General features: G+C 61.8%; 13 protein-coding genes. 8 read left to right on the forward strand and 5 right to left on the reverse strand.

What is annotated here, in order from left to right:
• The gene (locus tag OVA24_RS07510; protein WP_267674581.1) at positions 1–531 is read right to left on the reverse strand and encodes a sigma-70 family RNA polymerase sigma factor; all 531 of its coding nucleotides are present in this window, start codon (positions 529–531) and stop codon (positions 1–3) included.
• 382 nt (positions 532–913) lie between these two features.
• On the opposite strand from OVA24_RS07510, the gene OVA24_RS07515 reads away from it, so the two are divergent.
• The 4 genes from OVA24_RS07515 to OVA24_RS07530 all read left to right on the forward strand — a co-directional run bounded on the left by OVA24_RS07515 (position 914) and on the right by OVA24_RS07530 (position 6,484).
• A complete protein-coding gene (locus OVA24_RS07515) occupies positions 914–1,906 on the forward strand; it encodes a polysaccharide deacetylase family protein (RefSeq protein WP_267674582.1) in 993 nt (330 codons plus the stop codon).
• A gap of 92 nt (positions 1,907–1,998) precedes the next feature.
• A complete protein-coding gene (locus OVA24_RS07520) occupies positions 1,999–2,493 on the forward strand; it encodes a sigma-70 family RNA polymerase sigma factor (protein WP_267674583.1) in 495 nt (164 codons plus the stop codon).
• 5 nt (positions 2,494–2,498) lie between these two features.
• Entirely contained in the window at positions 2,499–3,794 is a 1,296-nt protein-coding gene (locus tag OVA24_RS07525; protein WP_267674584.1) for a FecR domain-containing protein, read from the forward strand.
• Positions 3,795–3,829: 35 nt separating this feature from the next.
• On the forward strand, positions 3,830–6,484 hold the full coding sequence (locus OVA24_RS07530; protein WP_267674585.1) for a hypothetical protein: 2,655 nt from the start codon (positions 3,830–3,832) through the stop codon (positions 6,482–6,484).
• 339 nt (positions 6,485–6,823) lie between these two features.
• On the opposite strand, the gene OVA24_RS07535 is transcribed toward OVA24_RS07530, so the two are convergent.
• From OVA24_RS07535 to OVA24_RS07545, 3 genes are all read right to left on the reverse strand, one after another.
• Positions 6,824–9,589, reverse strand: a complete 2,766-nt coding sequence (locus OVA24_RS07535; protein WP_267674586.1) for an SGNH/GDSL hydrolase family protein — start codon at positions 9,587–9,589, stop codon at positions 6,824–6,826.
• Positions 9,590–9,645: 56 nt separating this feature from the next.
• Positions 9,646–10,023, reverse strand: a complete 378-nt coding sequence (locus OVA24_RS07540) for a VOC family protein (protein ID WP_267674587.1) — start codon at positions 10,021–10,023, stop codon at positions 9,646–9,648.
• 72 nt (positions 10,024–10,095) lie between these two features.
• The gene (locus OVA24_RS07545) at positions 10,096–10,590 is read right to left on the reverse strand and encodes a hypothetical protein (protein ID WP_267674588.1); all 495 of its coding nucleotides are present in this window, start codon (positions 10,588–10,590) and stop codon (positions 10,096–10,098) included.
• Positions 10,591–10,801: 211 nt separating this feature from the next.
• Here OVA24_RS07545 and OVA24_RS07550 point away from each other — a divergent pair, with 211 nt between their 5' ends.
• Positions 10,802–11,134, forward strand: coding sequence for an HU family DNA-binding protein (locus tag OVA24_RS07550; protein ID WP_267674589.1), 333 nt, complete (start codon positions 10,802–10,804; stop codon positions 11,132–11,134).
• A gap of 386 nt (positions 11,135–11,520) precedes the next feature.
• Here the strand turns inward: OVA24_RS07550 and OVA24_RS07555 are convergent, their stop codons facing one another.
• Complete coding sequence (locus tag OVA24_RS07555; RefSeq protein WP_267674590.1) at positions 11,521–13,755, reverse strand: TonB-dependent receptor; 2,235 nt, start codon at positions 13,753–13,755, stop codon at positions 11,521–11,523.
• 39 nt (positions 13,756–13,794) lie between these two features.
• Here OVA24_RS07555 and OVA24_RS07560 point away from each other — a divergent pair, with 39 nt between their 5' ends.
• The 3 genes from OVA24_RS07560 to OVA24_RS07570 are packed head-to-tail and all read left to right on the forward strand — an operon-like array spanning position 13,795 to position 17,394.
• Positions 13,795–15,432: a choice-of-anchor M domain-containing protein gene (locus OVA24_RS07560; RefSeq protein ID WP_267674591.1), complete on the forward strand. Its 1,638-nt coding sequence runs from the start codon at positions 13,795–13,797 to the stop codon at positions 15,430–15,432.
• A gap of 30 nt (positions 15,433–15,462) precedes the next feature.
• Positions 15,463–16,215 carry a choice-of-anchor M domain-containing protein gene (locus OVA24_RS07565; protein WP_267674592.1) on the forward strand — a complete coding sequence of 251 codons (753 nt, stop codon included), beginning with the start codon at positions 15,463–15,465 and terminating at the stop codon, positions 16,213–16,215.
• A 60-nt stretch (positions 16,216–16,275) separates the two neighbouring features.
• The gene (locus tag OVA24_RS07570; protein ID WP_267674593.1) at positions 16,276–17,394 is read left to right on the forward strand and encodes a CobW family GTP-binding protein; all 1,119 of its coding nucleotides are present in this window, start codon (positions 16,276–16,278) and stop codon (positions 17,392–17,394) included.
• Positions 17,395–17,469 lie beyond the last annotated feature (75 nt).

Consider the following 17,469-nt stretch of genomic DNA (forward strand, 5'->3'; position numbering starts at 1 on the left):
TCAGTGGGCGTCGTAGATGGCTTTCGAGCGGAGGCAGTCCGCGAGGAGCTGCCGTGAGTGGAAAAGGACCTTTCGCACCGTCGCGGACTGCATGTTCAGATCATCACCGATCTGGCTGGAGTTCCGGTCGTCGAAGTAACGGGCGCGGATGATCTCGCGGGAGCGGGTGGAAAGGCCGTCGATGCACTCGATGAGCGCGCGGTTGCGGATGGCGTGATCCTCGGCGGCGCCCGGGCCGCGGCCTTCGTTCTCCGTGTCCAGCAGGAGGGTGGTCAGGTTTTCGTCGATGAGGCGCTGGCGGCGGCTGGTTTTGGTCAACTCGTTCATCACCAGGTTGCGGGCGATGGTACGGAGCCAGGCTCCGGCGTTCTCCGCCTTGTCCAGATCATCCCATTTCCGGTAGGCGAGGAGGAAGGCTTCCTGGGCGAGGTCATCCACCCACGCGGACTGCACACCAAGGGAGCGGATGAAATAGCGGAGGCCGGAGTGGTGGGCCTGGACGACATCCGTGTATTCGTTGATCTCTGGCATGGGTTCCGGGATGGTGGGATGCGTGGCGGTGGACGGCGATCCACCAATGGACGATTTCCCGGATGGGGAAAGTGTGATTATTTTCTCCCGAATTGCTTCCTGGGAAAGAGAAACGGCGGAGACCAGGGGGGAGTGGTCTGCCGCCGTTGTTCCTTCGGGGGGATTTGGCTTGGGGGGATGTGTGGCTGCCGTTCCGGGTTGGGGCGAGTTCCTCGCGGCAACGAGAGGAAGATGACACAAAACCGGCCCGTACTCCATTCCGTGATGGCGTATCCGCAGGTGCGTGGGGTGGGCGGCAGGCTTTGCTTGCAGGCTTTCCACTTTTCGGAATGCTCAGGATGTCATGCTGCGGCGGACGGATTCCTTTCCCCAAAAACCATCGATGAAAAAGCACTGGATGATCCTGATGTTGGCCGCTCTGGGCAGCGGTTTGGCGGCTGCCGCTCCCGGCGACACCAAAATCGCGAAATGGAAGGACGACCGCACGGGGGCCTTCCTGCTGATGTTCGATGACGGCTGGCCGAGCCACTGGCAGGTGGCCATCCCGGAGATGGTGAAGCGTGGTCTGGTTGGGACCTTCTACATCAACCCGGAGAAGGGGGAGTACAAGAAGTATGAGGAGAAATGGACCAAGGAGATTCCCGGGACGGGCATGGTCTATGGCAACCACACGATGACCCACCAGGGCGTGAGGGACGCGGAGCATGCGGAATATGAGGTGGGCGCATGTGCGGAATACATCCGCAAGGTCACCGCGAAGGAAAAGCCGGAACTGTTGTCCTACGGGCAGCCGGGAGTGGGACCGGGGAAATGGAACATCACCAAGGAGGAGCTGGATGATTTGCTCAAGAAGCACCACCTCATCGATCGTCCGCCATTCAAGGGGCATGGTGCGGTCTATCACCTGCAGACGACGGACCAGATGATGGCGCTGGCTGACAAGGCGATCGGAGAGAAGGGCATGGAGTATCTCGTTCTCCATGGTGTGGAGCGGAAGGAACCGGACTGGGGCTACCAGGATTTCTGGGCGCTGAAGCAGGATGTCTTTTTCCCGCTGCTCGACCGGTTGAAGGAAAAGTCGGACAGGGGCGAACTCTGGATCACCGATCACATCACCCAGCACAAATACGAGGTGCAGCGGGAGGCCACCGAAGTGAAAGTGGCGGGAGCGTCTCCCACTGAGATCCGGCTGGAGGTGAAGTGCTCCGTGGACGCGCAGTGGTATGATGGTGTGCTGACCTTCATCACCGAGGTCCCCGGTGACTGGAAGAAGGCGGTCATTTCACAGGGGAATGCGAAGGCGACCGTGGAGGTGAAGGACGGGGTGGTGAAGTTCGACGCACTCCCCGGAGCGGTCGTTCTGACCGCGCAGTGATCCGTGGGGAAATTTTTTCCCGATTTCACCCTAACGCGGCGGTCCGCGCGGCTGTACAACCATGACGAATGATGCCGGACGAACCCATCCGCATGCTGAGCCAGCTACAGCCGGCCCTGTATGCCTATATCCTGAGCCTCCACCCGAACCGGGTGGATGCGGAGGACATCCTGCAGGAAACGAACGTCACCGTCTGGAAGAAGCTGGCTGAATACGAACCGGGGACGAATTTCCGCGCCTGGGCGTTCAAAGTCGCCTACTACCAGACGCTCGCGGAGCGGAAGCGGCTTTCCCGGCGACCGTCGTTCTTCGAGCTGGACGAGCAATTGCTCAACCTGCTGTCGGAAGAGGCGGAGGTCCGCCTGGCACAGTATGATGAGAAGGCGAACGCGCTGAAGCACTGCCTGGTCCATCTGCGTCCGGAAGACACCCGGCTGCTGAAATGGCACTACGCGGACGGCTCTCCGATCAAGTCGATCGCGGAGGAGCTGGGCCGCAGCGCGGTCGCCCTACGTGGTTCGTTGCTGAGGATCCGCAGGGCGCTGAAGGCCTGCATCGAGAAACGCCTGCCCACTTCCCCCACCTGAGAGCGATGCAAGACGGTCCGTCATCACCCGAACCCGCCACGGAGGAGCTGCTGCATGCCCTCATGGCGGGGGAACTACCGGTGGAACAGCGCGGCGTGCTTTTGGAGCGGTTGCGGGATGATCCTACGGCGAGGGAGACGTATGGCGCGGTGATCGAAATGGAGGCGATGCTCCATCATGAGTTTCCCCGGATGGCGGAGTTCCGGGAGCCCGCGCCGTTGGTGCGCAGGCCGCAGCGGGGTGTGGTATCTCCGGTCACCGGAAAGAGGGGCAAGTCCCGGACCATGGCGGGCTGGGGTATCGCCGCAGCCTTCCTGCTTTCCGTGGCGGTATGGTGGGGCCTGCGGCCGGCACCGGCTCCGGTGCTGGTGGAGGGCTACGGCGAATGGTCTTGGCTGGATGCCGCAGGCAGAAAGCATCCGCTGGAGGTGGGGCAAACCTTGGGGAGGAACGGGGCGCTGTTGACGGAGGGGGCCGGCTCGTTCGCAAAGCTGCGGTTTGCGGACAAGAGCACCGTGATGCTGTCGGGGGAGGGTGAACTGAAGGTGCCCGGGGAAAAGTCGAAGCGTCTGGTCCTCCGCAACGGGAACCTGGAGGTGGAGATGACCCCGCAACCGGCGGGCCGGCCCGCCTATGTGGAGACGGCGACGGCACGGGTGGAGGTGGTTGGGACTCGCTTCTCCGTGGATGCGACTTCATCCAGTACGACGGTCGCCGTAACTTCCGGAAAGGTGAGGTTCAAACGGCTGGCGGATGGTGACACCGTGGACATCCCGCAGGAGAGGATGGCGACCGCCACGCTGGATGCCCGCAGCGGGCTGGAGACCCGGACATTTTCCACCGCACCGGTCTCATGGAGGGCGGTGCCGCCACAAGGGGGATACTTCACGGCGCAGCCGTTCCGTGCGGGAGGTACGTCCGCGCAGCCGATCATCCATCATGGTGTGATGTTCCGTCAGGACGGGGAGCGGGTTTTCGACGGGATGGTGGAACTGGGGGAGAAGAGCAGGCTGAGGGTGAAGTTCCGCGTGGCGGACCCCCGTGCACAGGTGCGGATATTCCTCCACTGCCGGGATGGGAAGGGTGGCTTCGCCGGGAACCGCGAGGTCAAGTTCCGCGCCTCCTCCCTGCCGGAGGATGCCACGGGCTGGAGGGTCTATGAGGGGGATATCGCCGGGATTGGGATACTCTCCCCGGCGAACGGCGCGGGCATATCCGGCACCCGGCTGGCGAACCTTTCCATCTCCGTTCTCGATGCCGGTGACCTGCTCCAGATCTCCGAAGCGGAGATCCGGGATTGAGGACGGCTTTCCATCATTCATCCGACAACCCATCCATGAAAAGAACCGTCATTCCACGCGCCGCGTTCTGTGCGGCGGCCGCCTTTACTTTCTCCGGTGCCCCGGTTTCCGCGGCCAGCATCTGGACCGAGGGTGAATCCGCATCCCCTGCCAGCGTGCAGCGGCACCCGTGGTGGTATGACAAGGTGAAGAAGGATCTGCTGAGCGGTGGCGAATGGCTGAGCAACTACGGGGCGAAGGAAGGCACCGGCGAATATGCCATCGAGGTGCCGGAGGACGGAGCCTACACGTTCTGGATCCGCGCGAACCCGCTGCAGGCGAAGCTCGACTACTCCATCGGTGACGGACCGTGGGTGGCGGTGGATTTCAAGGAAACGCGCGGCCAGCAGAACATCGCGGAGGACAACAAGCCTGACATGCGCTTCATCACCTGGGTGAAGGCGGGCGTGCTGGATCTGAAGAAGGGGACGCTGAAAATGAAGTTTCGGATGGCCAGCGCCAACAACAACCACGGCGGGCTGGATTGCTTCGTTCTGACGACGGATGCGTTCGTGCCGCAGGGCATCGTCAGGCCGGATGCGGTCACGGCGGCGGGGCCTGCGGATTGGTTTCCGTTGATGCCGGATGGGGATGGATTCTCGGCGGAGTCCGTCATCGACATGTCATCGCTCAACCATGTCCCGGCGGGGAAATTCGGCCCGGTGGTGGCGGACGGCAGCCAGCTCCGTTTCGCGGATGGGAAGGAACCGGTGAAGCTGTGGGGGGCGGGTGCGGACTTCAGTGCGAAGGACTCCAGGGAGCAATCGCTCCAGAGAATCCGGTATCTGCGGAAACACGGGATCAACTATGTACGCCAGCATCCGCTGTTCGATACGGTGGCGACCAATGGCAGGATCGATCCGGAGAAGCTGGCGGAGTATGACTGGTGGTTCGCGGAGTTGAAGAAGGCGGGGATCTATTCGTGCTGGAGCGTGTTCTACCATTTCCCGGTCTCCGCATCGGACGGTTATCCGGCGGAGCTTTTCAACGAACTGCCGGAACTGGGGAAAAGCCGCCTGCGGGACACCTATGGGATCATCCAGATGTCGCCGGATCTGTGGGATCTCCGGCTGAAGGCGTTGACCGGGCTCCTCGATCACAAGAACCCGTACACGGGGCTGCGCTACGCGGATGATCCGGCGCTGGCGACGGTGGAGTTCCAGAACGAGGACTGCATCTTTTTCTGGAATCCGCTGGGAGAGCTTTCCAATCCGGGGAGGAAGAAGTGGCCGCTGCACGCGAAGCTGCTGCGCCAGCGGTTCGCCGCGTGGGTGAAGGAGCGTTACAAGGATGACGCCGGGGTGAAGGCGGCCTGGGGCAGATTCAACGAGTCCCTGGACTCCGGGGAACTCGCGCTGATGGGGCCGTATGACATGGACGCGCGGCGCATCCGCGGCAGGCTGCCCGGACAGACGAAGCGGGCGGGGGACCAGATCCGCTTCATGACGGAAATGCAGCGCGGCCTGTATGAGAAGACCGAGAAAGCGGTGCGGGCCACCGGCTTCAAGGCGCAGACCGTGACCACGAACTGGTTGGGAGGATCCTCGCTGGTCGATCAGGCGAACATCTACACGGACACCATTGGCTCGATGATCGACCGCCATAACTATGCGGGCGGCGGTGCGGGCGGCCACAACATCCATGAGGGGCCGATCTACGCGGACTCCCATCTTGGGAAACCAGGCAAGTACCTGTTCTCCATCGGCTTCAAGCAGGTGGGGGACAAGCCGTTTTCCCTGAGCGAATGGACGATGTGCCCGCCGAACCAATGGAAGGTGGAGGCCGCGCCGATCATGGCGTTCTATGGCATGGGCCTCCAGGGTTGGGATGCTTCGCTGCATTTCGCGCAGGGCGGTTCCCGGATCGGCGACGGCTGGCCGGGGATGAGGAGCTACAGCACGGACACGCCGCACTACATGGGCCAGTTCCCCGCGCTCGCGTTCGCGGTGAGGAAGGGGCACTTCAAGGAAGCTCCGGTTGTGGCGGCGCGCACCGCCAGGCCGGAGCAGCTTTTCTCCGGCACGCCGGCGTGGGCTCAGAACTACTATGATGGAAAGACCCAGGTGAACTCACCCGGCGCGGTGGCGGATGAGATGTTCGCCGTGGGGCGGGTGACGGTCGGTTTCGACGGAGGCGAGCCGAAACAGGCGGAAGCCAAAGGCCTGTGGGATGAGGGCGCCAGGACGATCACCAGTGCAACGGGCGAGCTGGTATGGGACTACGGCAGGGAAACGATCCTGGTGAAGTCCCCGAAGACCCAGGGAGTGGTCGGAAAGGCGGCGGGCCGTGCGATCGACCTCCCGGGTGTCGCCGTTGAGGTTTCGACGGACTTTGTCAGCCTCCTGTTCACGCCGCTGGACGACCAACCGCTGGAGGCGAGCAAGCATGTGCTCATCACCGCGCTGGCGCGGGACAAGCAGAGCGGCGCGAAATACAGTGACGACGGCACGAAACTGGAGGCCGTGGGCACCGCGCCGCTGCTGTTGGAACCGGTTCAGGCGTCCATCCGCCTGAAGGGCGCGAAGCCATCGCAGGTCCGCGCGCTGGACTACCAGGGAGTGCCGAAAAAGGAAGCGATCACCCCACAGGCGGACGGCACCTTCACCATCGATGGCACCAGCGCGGCTTATTACTATGAGGTGAAGCGGTGATGTCTCCCGTAGCGTGATGGCTGCGCCATCACGGCGGGGCGGAGTGGTGCCATCTTCCGATCCCAATCCGCCATGGATGGCGTCCTTTTCCATATGGAGTCATGGGGAAGTCCGTGGATCTTCCCAACCGTCATGGCGCAGCCATGCCGCTACCACGAGGTGAAGCGTTGACGTCCCGTAGCGTGATGGCTGCGCCATCACGGCGGGGCGGAGCGGTGCCATCTTCCGATCCCAATCCGCCATGGATGGCATCCTTTCCATGCGGAGTCGTAGAGAAATTCGTGGATCCACTCAGCCGTCATGGCGCAGCCATGACGCTACCATGAAGTCCGCTGTCTCTCACTGTTCAGTCACATACACGGGAAGCGGACCAATGGGCAGGACGAGAAATCCTCCCTCCGCGGCGACGGTGGATTTCCCGCCGAGCATGTCAGTGACGACCGCATGGGCGGAAGGGAAGGGGATGCGTGCGGTGGCGGGCCCTTTGATGTTCCATGCCATGATCACCGGCTTCCCGCTGGCGGAGGATGTGGGGGCGAAGCGGTAGGCGTAGGTGTCCTCCTCACCTTCGTGGATGGCGTCGAGGAATTTCGGTTCCGGGAGGATGGAGACCATCGTCTTCACCGCGTGGGCGGAGGGGCGCCAGGTGCCGTTCCGGTTGAAGAAGCCGCCGTTGTATTGGTCGGAGTCGTGGATGAACATGACATGCACGCGCTCCACGCCGAGCCGCATGGCGAGGGCGTAGTTGCGGACGATGCAGGCCGCCTGGAGGTTCGAGGTGACGGAACCCGCGCGTTTGCCGGGGAAGCGGCCGCCTTCCTCCTGGGGGATCTCCCAGCCCATCTCCGTGTACCAGATGGGTGCGTCGCCGCGCTGGTGCTGGGCGAGGTTCTTGCGGATGGTCGCGAGGTTCGTGCTGATGCTGTAGTCCCCCCATTTTTGGATGGAGAATCCCTCTGGCGGTGCGGGGTCCACGTAGGGATGGGTGGCCAGGATGTCATAGGAGCGTGCGACCCCCGCATCCACGGTGTGGACGTTTTTGATGAAACGCAGGTCACCCGCGGAGACGCCGCCGGTGCTGAATCCCACGACCTTGATCTGGTCCGAAACGAGTTTCGCGGCCTGGTGGGCCGCGATCAGGAGCTTGGCGTAGATATTTTCCCGGAACGCCTCGAGTTCCTTGTTCGGCCGCCCGTCCGGCGGCACCAGATACTGGAAGTTCGGCTCATTGCAGATCTCCCAATGGATGATGGGCCGGTTCGGAACTTCAGGGTGATCCTTGAAAAAACTCCCGCCCGGTCCGTAGCGGCGGAGTTTCTCCGTAAAGGCGGCGACGTAGCGGACGACATATTCGTCCTCCTTTCCACCATCCTTCGCATGGTCGAATCTCGGTGCGCCGAAGGTGTGGAGCACTTCCACGCCGTCCTCGGCCAGGGCGGTCATCGCCTCGTCCGTCAGCGGGCCGCCGAGGCGGATGGACTTCCAGCCCACTTCCTTCAGTGCGGAGCGGCGGGCCTTGTATTCGTTCCACCAACTATAGAGGCCGTAGATCTTCGCGTTCGGGCGGGCCTTGGCGGCGATTTCCTGTGCGGATGGAAGCTCGCGCGGCTTGGTCCGCCACAGCGGGGACTCCGCGTCCGGCTGCGGCAAGCCGATGGCGGGGACCGCGGACGTTTCCTTCTTCACAGCTCCTCCCGGAGTGAAGAAACGCAGGATGGTGTCCGCATAGACACCGTGGCCGTGGTTGCCGGGGTGGTTGATCCAGTTGTGGAGCTGGCTGAACGGAGGGATGCCGCGGTCCGCCTGGTGCATCCAGTCCGCATAGACGTCCGCGCAGGCGACCTTTTCCTCCTTCGCGAGAGCGAGCATGGCATCCCGGTAGTCCGCGATGCGGGTGGCGATGCCGGACTTCAGGAAAGGTCCCGGCTGCATGGGCGTGACGAGTATCACCTCCGTGCCGATGGCCCGTGCTTTCCCGATGACGCCGCGAAGGCCCTCCTTGTATTCCTCCACGGGGACGCGCGGCTTGCCGCCGATGGTGGAGTTCGCGTCATTCAGGCCGAAGGCGATCAGCAGCAGGTCCGGCTTCTGTGGGGCGACCTTCTCATCGAAGAATTGGGGCGCGACCTTCGAGGTGGTGCCGCCCTGCACTGCCTGGATCGGCTCGATCTTCGCGGAAGGAAATGCCTTCCGCAGTCCAGTTACGACCCGGCTGGCATAGGTGAGGTTCTTTTCCGTCCAGAGGTTGAGCGTCCATGCGGTGGCCTCCGCGCCGAGGGTCACGCTGTCACCCATAAAGGCGATTTTGAGAGGCTCTCCGCCCTTGAGCTTGGCGGCGGATTTCGCGATGCCATCCGGGTTGACCGGGGGGGCGGGGGTGAAGGCGCGGATGGGGAAGATGTCCTCCTTTGACACCACATGCTTTCCGTCCGTCTGCCAAGGGGCGACGTAGATGCCGGCGATGGCGGTCGCTCCCGCATCAGGCTCCGGCAGCACCGGGCAGACGAGGTAGGATTTCCCTGGCTTGATGGTGAGCGTGCCGTCCTTGAGTTGGAGGAGGTCCAGCCGCTGGGTGGCGATGCCGTAGGAGGCCTTCAGCTTGCCGGAGCCGGGCTTGCCCAGGCGGTCCGAGAGGTTCGTGACCTGCGGCCAGGTGGGGTGGAGCTTGAAGTCCTCGCCTTCCTTGAAGGTCTTCGATCCGTCCTCGGATTGGAGCGTGAGGCTGCCCGGCACCAACTGGCGGTAAAGGCCGCCGAGGATCTGGGTGTTGCCATGATCGGAACGGGCGGGGCTGAGGTTGAGCGGGCCCGGGGTACCCTTGTCGGCGGGCCACATGTCGAAGCTTTCGAAACGGGGGAGGTAGTTCACCGGGATGTCACCGGATTTCTCCAGTTTTCGGATCTCCGGAGCGGAGACCTTGAGGGTCGCGGCGGGGAGCTTTACCGTGGAGCCATCAGCGGATTTCCAGTCGCCTGCGGTGACCGTGATGCCATCGGACGGCGGGGTGGTGGGGATGACCGACTGGCCGTGAAGGATCGCGGATGACACGAGTGCCACGATGGTCAGCGGCAGCAACGGGGAACCTGATGGGAACGATGGGTTCATGGGTATGGAAAGTAGATACCGGACAGGGAGGCGCTTGGACATGGAAATCCGCAGGCTTACGCGGGCACCCGGTGGCAGATTTCCAGACGATTGCCGAAGGGGTCCTCGAAGAAGACGGCGTGGTAGCCCTGCTCATAGTGCATGGGCCCCTCCATGTTCCGTGCACCCGCAGCGGCGGCGATTTCCGCCAGTCTGGTGATCTCCGCGACGCTCGCCGCGCGGAAGGCGATGCGGTTCTCGTTCGGCCGGTGCTCAGTGGATTCCGTCACGCCGAAAAACTCGGTGATCCCCGCGCTGTCGGCTTCGTATTGCAGCCAGCCTTCGATTTCCATTTTGCGGGTGAAACCCAGCGCGGGCAGCAGCGCGGAGTAAAACGGCGTGGCAGCCGCCAGATCCGGAACCCGCAGGTCGATGTGATCGAAACAGCGCCTCATCCTGAAAAGAAAAACCGCGTGCCGCCCGGAAGCAACACGCGGTTTTCTGAAAAACTCCCGTGGAAGGCGGGATCACTTGATCACACCTGCATCGACGGCTTTCTTGTAGGAGCCTTCCGGATCCTTCGCCCACTTCTCCTGTTCCTTCGCGTTGAAGACGAAGTATTTCTTGCCGTTGTATTCAACGGTGGGGCTCTCAGGGGTGACGATGGTCTTGAAGCTGATGGCGCTGTATTTCTGTTCCTGGAGCTTGATGTCCTCCAGGCCGAGTTCCTTTTCCTTGCCCTTCAGTTGGGGAAGGACGCCTTCCTCGATGCCGGCTTTCACCCAGTAGGCCTTGCCCGCGTCGCTGGCGGCGTTCCATGCCTTCTCGCACTTGCCGCAGCACATGAGGATCTTGTTGCCCTTGAACTCGACGACCTTCTCCGCCTCGACGTCCTCGTCGGTCATCATCGGGCACTTGGTGTTGGCTTCTGCGGCGATGGCGTGGCCGGAAAGGGAGGCGGCTGCGAGCGCGAAGGCACCGAGAAGGGATTTGAAAGTCAGGGTGGAAATGGTCTTGGACATGAGGTGGAAATTAGCGTGATTTCCCCGGACCACAAGGGATTTCCCGGTGCCGGGAAATGACTCTTTCGTGGGGGATGGATGTCCTGTGGAACGGGGAAAGATTCCCTCGGAACACCCCGTATATTGGAATTCGTGATCCCATCCGCGGGACGGTGGAGTCGACCAGCGTGTCATGCTTGACAATCAAGCCGGAAGTGGGCGCATTTCACACATGCCTGCCAAGAAATCCAGTTCCACTGAATCGAAGTTCAACAAGACCCAGATCCTCGAGCACATCTCCGCCAGCACCGGCGTTGCCAAGAAAGAGGTTTCCGCGGTTCTCGACAGCCTCGCTGAAGTGATCCAGCTCCACGTGAACAAGAAGTCCGTCGGTGAGTTCGTCCTCCCGGGTCTCCTGAAGATCAGCACGGTCAAGAAGCCTGCTGTGAAGGCCCGCAAGGGAATCAGCCCGTTCACCAAGGAAGAAGTCACCTTCAAGGCCCGCCCGGCGTCCGTCGCCGTGAAGGTCCGTCCGCTCAAGAAGCTCAAGGAAATGGTGCTCTGAGCCCATCCTGCAGATCGACAACCGGAAACCCTTCATCCCTCCGCGGGATGAGGGGTTTTCCTTTGGTGGGATGGAACGGCCGTGAATCCGGTCACACGTTCCATGAATCCGGTGCGTTGGAGGCCACCTCTGCCGCGATCACGGAATGTTGGTAAGGCCGTTTTTGTGACAGTCTATCCCTGTCAGCGCGAACGGCCCCCGACGCGAGCGGAGACACTCACCCCACACACATCCCCCCGAAAGCAGATCGGCAGAAGAGCTCCCCCCGGCTTATCTGCCGATTCGCTTTTGGTCCCGACGGCTGCCACCCCCTGGCGACGGCCGATGGAACGACCGGGCATTCTGATGGGACTGGATCCCGATCCGGATTCCCTGCCCGCAGTGGTTCAGAATTCATAACGCAATCCAGCCGAGAGGCCCCTTCCGGGCAGTGGCGCCACGTCTTTGCGGAAAGAGGTGGAAAGCCTCGCTTCCTCGTTCAGCAGGTTGGTCGCCCGTAGGAACAGCGTCAGTTGGTGATCCCGGACGGGGATGTTCCATGAGGCATCCATGTTCACCATTGTATAGGCATCCGTGGGAAGTTCGGCGCGGGGTTCCGGCTTCACCCGGTCCTGCCCTGTCGCGTGGCGGATTTCCAGTCCCACGGTGAAACGCTCATCCTGCCATTCCAGACGGGAGCCAAACCGGAGCGGGGGCATCCGCGGGATCGGTTGGCCTTCGTCTTCATTGGTCCCACGCACGTAGTCACTCATCAACGTGAGCTTCAGGACTTTGCCATCCTCTTCATGGATCTTCCAATCCAGCTCCGTTTCAAATCCCGTGAACGTTGCCGCGCGCCCAATGTAGCGGACGGCCTTGCCAAATCCACCGGTGGCGGCGGGATCCTCCTGCATGAAGATGAAATTTTCGTAATCGTAATGGTAAGCATTCAAGCGGAAGCCGACCGGCCCGCGGCTCGCTTCGACACCGATTTCAAATCCCAACGACTCTTCATTGGCAAGCGGTGTGCCGTCCAGGTCCCCGCCGATGAGGAAGCGCCCGATACCCGCGTTGTTCCAGAAGGCGTAGCGTTCGATCGCGGACGGTTGCCGCTCGGTGAGCGAGACGGTGCCGGTGAGTGCGAGGCGATCCAGTTCGATGAAATTCTCCCTCGCCCAGGTCACCGATCCGGAAGTGGCGGATGAGTGGTCTTTCTCGCCCCGCAGGAACCCGAAGCTCTCCATGCTATGATCGAGGACTTCGACATACTCGAGGCGGTGGCCGAGACGGAAAGTCCATTCACCGCCTTCGAACTGCTCCAGGGCATGCAGGCCGTAGTTGTCGCTGCGCAGGAAGGTATCAGTGGTGACCGGATCCGGTGGTGGGTAGATGGTCCGGACCGCGGTGAAGTCCTCATGCCTGGCGGAGAAGCCGATCACACCCGTCCAGGCGTCGTTGAATCCCCGGTGGTGCATGTCGATGCGGCCTTCGAAGGCATCCTTTTCGAAATACGAATCCACGAATTCGCTTCCCTCATCCTTTCCCCTGCCGATGAAATATTCGCTGTGGCGGTAGGCGCCGTAACCCAACCTTGCCTGCAGCTTTGAGACGAAGCCTTGGTCGAAGTCCATGCTGCCCTCGAAATCAAATCGGTCCTGGCTGATATCCAGGTCATACTCCCCGAAGAAGTCGGTCGGATCACCGGGGTAGATGTAGGGCATCCCGTACCGGCTGTCGAAACGGGAGTAGGAAACTCCCAGGACCAGGGGAAGATTCTCCGGTATCCACGAAAACCCCGCGGACCAGGTGGAACTGTCGTGGAACGAATGCGGGAGTCTCCCGCTGGGGTTCTCCAATGGAACCACCTGGCCGGAGGCACCGCCCGTGCCCGGGACCCAGACGGAGGGGCGTTCCAGCATTTCGTAGTCGTCACTCCACGCGTTGCCCGGGATGCGGATGTCCTCCGCTTCGCGGTGTGACCCGGTGAGCTGGAACAGGAACTCTCCGGCCTTGAGGGTCATGTATCCGGCGGATTCATATCCGCTGGAAACCGAATCGAACCTCTGTTCCAGGGCGCCTGTGGCGACCCGCTTCGGCATGATGCGGGCGATGCTGCGGCTACGGGCGTTGACCGCCCCACCCACCGCTGAGTTGCCGTAGAGAAGAGCGGCAGGTCCGCGATGGATCTCCACGCTTTCCAGAAGGAATGGCTCCAGTGCGACGCCGTGATCCGGGCTGATGTCGGAGAGGTCGAAGGTGTCCAGGTCGTCCCTCAGCATCCTCACCCGGTAGCCTTCGAAGCCACGGATCACCGGTCGGCTGGCCCCTGGCGTGAAATAGCTGGAAGAGACACCAGGCTCCCACCCGAGGGTCTCGCCGAGAGTTCCAGTGGCGTTCCGGCGGAGAGTTTCGGTTTCCACGACCCTGACGGCGTGAGGGGAGTACTGGCCCAACCCGAGCTGCGAGCCTGGATCAGGGGAGGCACTCACGACGATTTCGTCGAGAAGTGGAGACTCCTCCTCCGATTCGTTGGGGTAGATCGTAACCTCTTGGGCGAGAACGAGATTCCCAGTTAGAAGAAAAACGATGGTGGTCCACACGGAGGACGACTGGCAAGGCTGCATGAACGGATAAATACGCATATGACTTGCGTTAGCAACATCATTGCGATTGTCTTGGGGATGATGCTTCGCAGCCTGCCGCTGACCTTGCTACCTCTCGCTGCCTCAGCGTCGGACCCGCTCAGTGAGATCATTCACGGACACTATGAGATCCACGTGGACTACACGCTGACTCCGGGAAATCCCGATGCGGGGTGGAAATTTTCGACGTCCTACGACCTGGATGGCAATTTCCTCGACCGCCATCAGGTGATCCGTCTCGACCCTGGCACCACGCCATTTGTGGCGACGCCGGTCACGCGGCAGCCGATCACACCGGCGCTATCACGGTTCGGTTCCGTAGGGGAGTGGATGTGGATCCTGCCCATCAACCAGGTCACCGGTGCTCTATATATCGGGGTCAGGACCATCATGAATCCCGGTATCTTCCAGTCCCGTTCGGGCGGAAACTACGCGCCGAGTCCGGCTGGAAGTGTCTCGATGCGTCTGGTTTCGGTCACGGGCACGGGGCCGGACGCGGGCGGCAGGTTCGGTGCCTGGTACACGGATACCTTTGGTGGTCTGGTGTTTCCCTTCGATACCAGCAACGGGATCTCCGCGGCGGATGAGATCCCGACCATCCCTGCGAGCAGTCACACCCACTATTCCTGGGGAATGACCAAGCCGGGCACCTACCATGTGACCTTCGAAGTCTTTGGGAAAATCAATCCGGGACAACCCGATGCCGAAACCATCACCAAAGCGCAGAAAACCTTCACTTTCCATGTCCCTTTCTCCGGCGAGGTGCTTGAGGGGCATGAGATCCGCATATCGCCGGAACCCCTCCTGTCCCAACCGGCCGAGTCAGTGGCCTACAAGGCTGACAGGGCCATGATCTGCGCCAACGTTCCGGACGGTCCCGGGTGGAAGACCACCGGGACCATGGCGACAGCTCCATTGGCAATCGCCAACGGGGTTGGAGTGACGCCCGAAGCCGCATCGCTGCTGCCGGCCGGATGGTCCAATCTGACCGTAAAAATGATCGGGGTCACAGGTCCGGGGCAATTCGCCTGGCTGGATGGAAATGGTTCTCCGCTCGATCTCCAGTCGGGACTGCCGATCGGCAGCTCCGAGCGACGGACCGTCACCGCCACCTTTTCAGAGAAGGGGATCTACCGCGTCCACTTCGTTGTGAGCGGAGTCTATCAGGGAATAGCCGCCTATCATTCGGCCACCGTGGTCTACGGGGCCGGATTGGGTGCGGATTTCACTTATCAGGATTGGGCGACAAGTTTTGAAAGGTCGGCGGACATCGCGTTGGGAGCGTTGTCCGATCCTACGGGAGACCATGACGGCGATGGGCTGACCAACGGCAGCGAGTATGCGCTGTTCTGGCACGGTTTCGATCCGGCGGTTGCCGATGGGGGGAAGATGCCCCGGGCTTTCCCGACTGCCGAGGGCTTTGCCGCCTTTGATTTCCTGCGTGATACCCTGAAGGATCCCCTCACCGGAGCAGGATGGAGGATCCTTCCGCAAGCGAGCCGGGACCTGATCCAGTGGAAGACCCTTTCGCCGGTGATCATCAGCTTCCCGCTGGAGACATTCGAGACGAGTGCCGAAGAAGGAAATGCCCGGGGCGCGATCATGAAACGACGTGTCCGGATGATGCCCGGACCCGAACCCCGGGCGTTCTTCCGCTTCCAGATCACCAGCCCCTGACTCCGGCGGGACCTTCCATTACAGATCACCATGAAAACGAAACGTCATCCGTTCCGCACGCTCTGCCTGGTTGCAGGTGTCTTCCTTCCGCTCGTGTCTTCCCAAGGGGCGTCGCTCTATACCTATGGGCATGGCGACATCCGTGTTGGGGCTGTGGGTGGCCAGCTCAGTCTGCAGTACTACATCGGTGCCCCTGAGTCGGACTATGCGATCGTCGGCGGAGAGTTCGTTTTCGGAGAAAGTTTCGCCGCATCGGACATCTGGGTGAACGTGCCCGTCCAACTGACGACCACGCTCCCCGGAGAGTTTCCGTTGCTCGCAGGGTCCGCCGGAGAGTCGGTCTGGGTGATTCCGACCAATGATCCCTATCCCATCGTCGCACCATTCCTCGGGTTTTCGACGGAGGGATTCGATGGCTCCTTGTGGGGGGGCTTCCAGTTCACTCTCGGTGAGGTCCGTTCGCCTTCCGGAAGCGGGGAGTTCGCCGTGTGGACGGGGCTGGATGGAGGAGGCATCAATCCTCTTCTCTCGACAGTGGAAGGCGTCAGCCAGGACTCGTTCACGCTGACGGGTAATGGTCACGTCCACCATTTCATGGGATTCACGGAGGCCGGTCTCTGGGAAGTGGACTTCACCGTCGCCAGCACTTACCTGCCTGACGGGACATTGGGCAGTGCCACGGAGACATATTATTTCCACGTGGTACCGGAACCTACTTCATTTTGCCTGGCGGCTGCTGGCTTGGCGGCGGTCCTGCTCCGGCGCTCCAGATGCCGGGCATGAGAATGGGCGCATGGGGCAAGCACTCCCCCGGATCACTCCACTACTGTTCCTCCTGATACCATGGACATCACGTTGATCACCGGATTTCTCGGAGCTGGCAAAACCACCTTCCTGAACCGATTCATCCGCGAGTATGCGGACGGGGCCGAGCTGGGGGTCATCGTGAACGACCTCAGCGAGCTGGAGGTGGATGGCGAGTTGATCCGCGGAGGGCACAAGGTGTCCGAAGAGAAAGGTACACTGATCAGTTTGTTCAATGGCTCCATTTCCTCGGGAAGGAGCACGGACTTCTCGGAAGCTTTGCGGACCATGCGCGGACGGGGAATCGGGCGACTGATGATCGAGACATCCGGAGGATCCCATCCCGCGAAGGTGCTGGAAGCGATCCGTGCCACCCCGGGCGCGAATCTGGGCGCGGTTGTCACGCTGGTTGATTCAAGGATGATTCTCCACGACTACGACGAAGGCCGTACGCTGATCGAGGCGGTCCTCGAGGGTGATCGGCCGACGGAGAATCTTCTCGCCGACCAGGTGGGGGCTGCAAGCGTGGTGGTGATGACGAAGATCGATCTGGTGCCGGAGAACTCACTGCGCACGATCTTCCGGGGGATGATGGCGTTGAACCCGGAGGCCGTGTTTGTTGCCTGCGCCTACGGGAAGATGGATTGGAAGATCCTTTCGCAGGCCGGACCTCCTGCTGCCGATCTTCCGGTCAAGGCCCCCAGGGATCTTCCGGAGATCGTTTCACGGGTGGTCCGGGATCCGCGTCCACTCCATCCCGCGCGATTCCACGAACTGTATCGCAGCAAGCTGGGCATCGGTGTGTACCGCAGCAAGGGGTTCATCTGGTTCGCCAGCCGTCCGGACCAGGTGCTGCTCTGGAACCAAGCCGGAGGAGCCCTGGGCATCGAGCTTGTCGCGTTCTGGAAGGTGCACATGCTGGAGCACGATTCGCGGCTGCTTCCGGAAGAGAAGGATCACCTGCGCCGGTTGCTTGCGGGACAGTATCCGGTCTTCGGTGACCGGAACTGTGAACTCACCCTGATCGGCTTGGAGCAGGATGTCAGGATCTTCGAGGCAGAGTTGCTGAAATGCTTCTGCACGCCCGGGGAGATCAGCACCTGGAGGAATGGTGGAACATTCGCCGATCCATGGCCGAGCAAGTTGGCGCGGCTATAGGGTGGAAGTCGGCTCATCGCTGTCTGCCTTGATAAAGTGGCTCATCGCACGAAAAGTAAAAAATATACTATTGCA

The sequence above is a fragment of the Luteolibacter sp. SL250 genome, assembly GCF_026625605.1.
Taxonomy (GTDB): Bacteria; Verrucomicrobiota; Verrucomicrobiia; order Verrucomicrobiales; family Akkermansiaceae; genus Luteolibacter.

Bases quoted from the DNA above. Each gene is read 5' to 3' on its own strand.
- OVA24_RS07545 (WP_267674588.1), bottom strand. From the start codon at position 10,590: ATGTCCAAGACCATTTCCACCCTGACTTTCAAATCCCTTCTCGGTGCC.
- OVA24_RS07535 (WP_267674586.1), bottom strand. From the start codon at position 9,589: ATGAACCCATCGTTCCCATCAGGTTCCCCGTTGCTGCCGCTGACCATC.
- OVA24_RS07530 (WP_267674585.1), top strand. From the start codon at position 3,830: ATGAAAAGAACCGTCATTCCACGCGCCGCGTTCTGTGCGGCGGCCGCC.
- OVA24_RS07520 (WP_267674583.1), top strand. From the start codon at position 1,999: ATGCTGAGCCAGCTACAGCCGGCCCTGTATGCCTATATCCTGAGCCTC.
- OVA24_RS07560 (WP_267674591.1), top strand. From the start codon at position 13,795: ATGATGCTTCGCAGCCTGCCGCTGACCTTGCTACCTCTCGCTGCCTCA.
- OVA24_RS07510 (WP_267674581.1), bottom strand. From the start codon at position 531: ATGCCAGAGATCAACGAATACACGGATGTCGTCCAGGCCCACCACTCC.
- OVA24_RS07515 (WP_267674582.1), top strand. From the start codon at position 914: ATGAAAAAGCACTGGATGATCCTGATGTTGGCCGCTCTGGGCAGCGGT.
- OVA24_RS07565 (WP_267674592.1), top strand. From the start codon at position 15,463: ATGAAAACGAAACGTCATCCGTTCCGCACGCTCTGCCTGGTTGCAGGT.
- OVA24_RS07550 (WP_267674589.1), top strand. From the start codon at position 10,802: ATGCCTGCCAAGAAATCCAGTTCCACTGAATCGAAGTTCAACAAGACC.
- OVA24_RS07540 (WP_267674587.1), bottom strand. From the start codon at position 10,023: ATGAGGCGCTGTTTCGATCACATCGACCTGCGGGTTCCGGATCTGGCG.
- OVA24_RS07555 (WP_267674590.1), bottom strand. From the start codon at position 13,755: ATGCGTATTTATCCGTTCATGCAGCCTTGCCAGTCGTCCTCCGTGTGG.
- OVA24_RS07525 (WP_267674584.1), top strand. From the start codon at position 2,499: ATGCAAGACGGTCCGTCATCACCCGAACCCGCCACGGAGGAGCTGCTG.
- OVA24_RS07570 (WP_267674593.1), top strand. From the start codon at position 16,276: ATGGACATCACGTTGATCACCGGATTTCTCGGAGCTGGCAAAACCACC.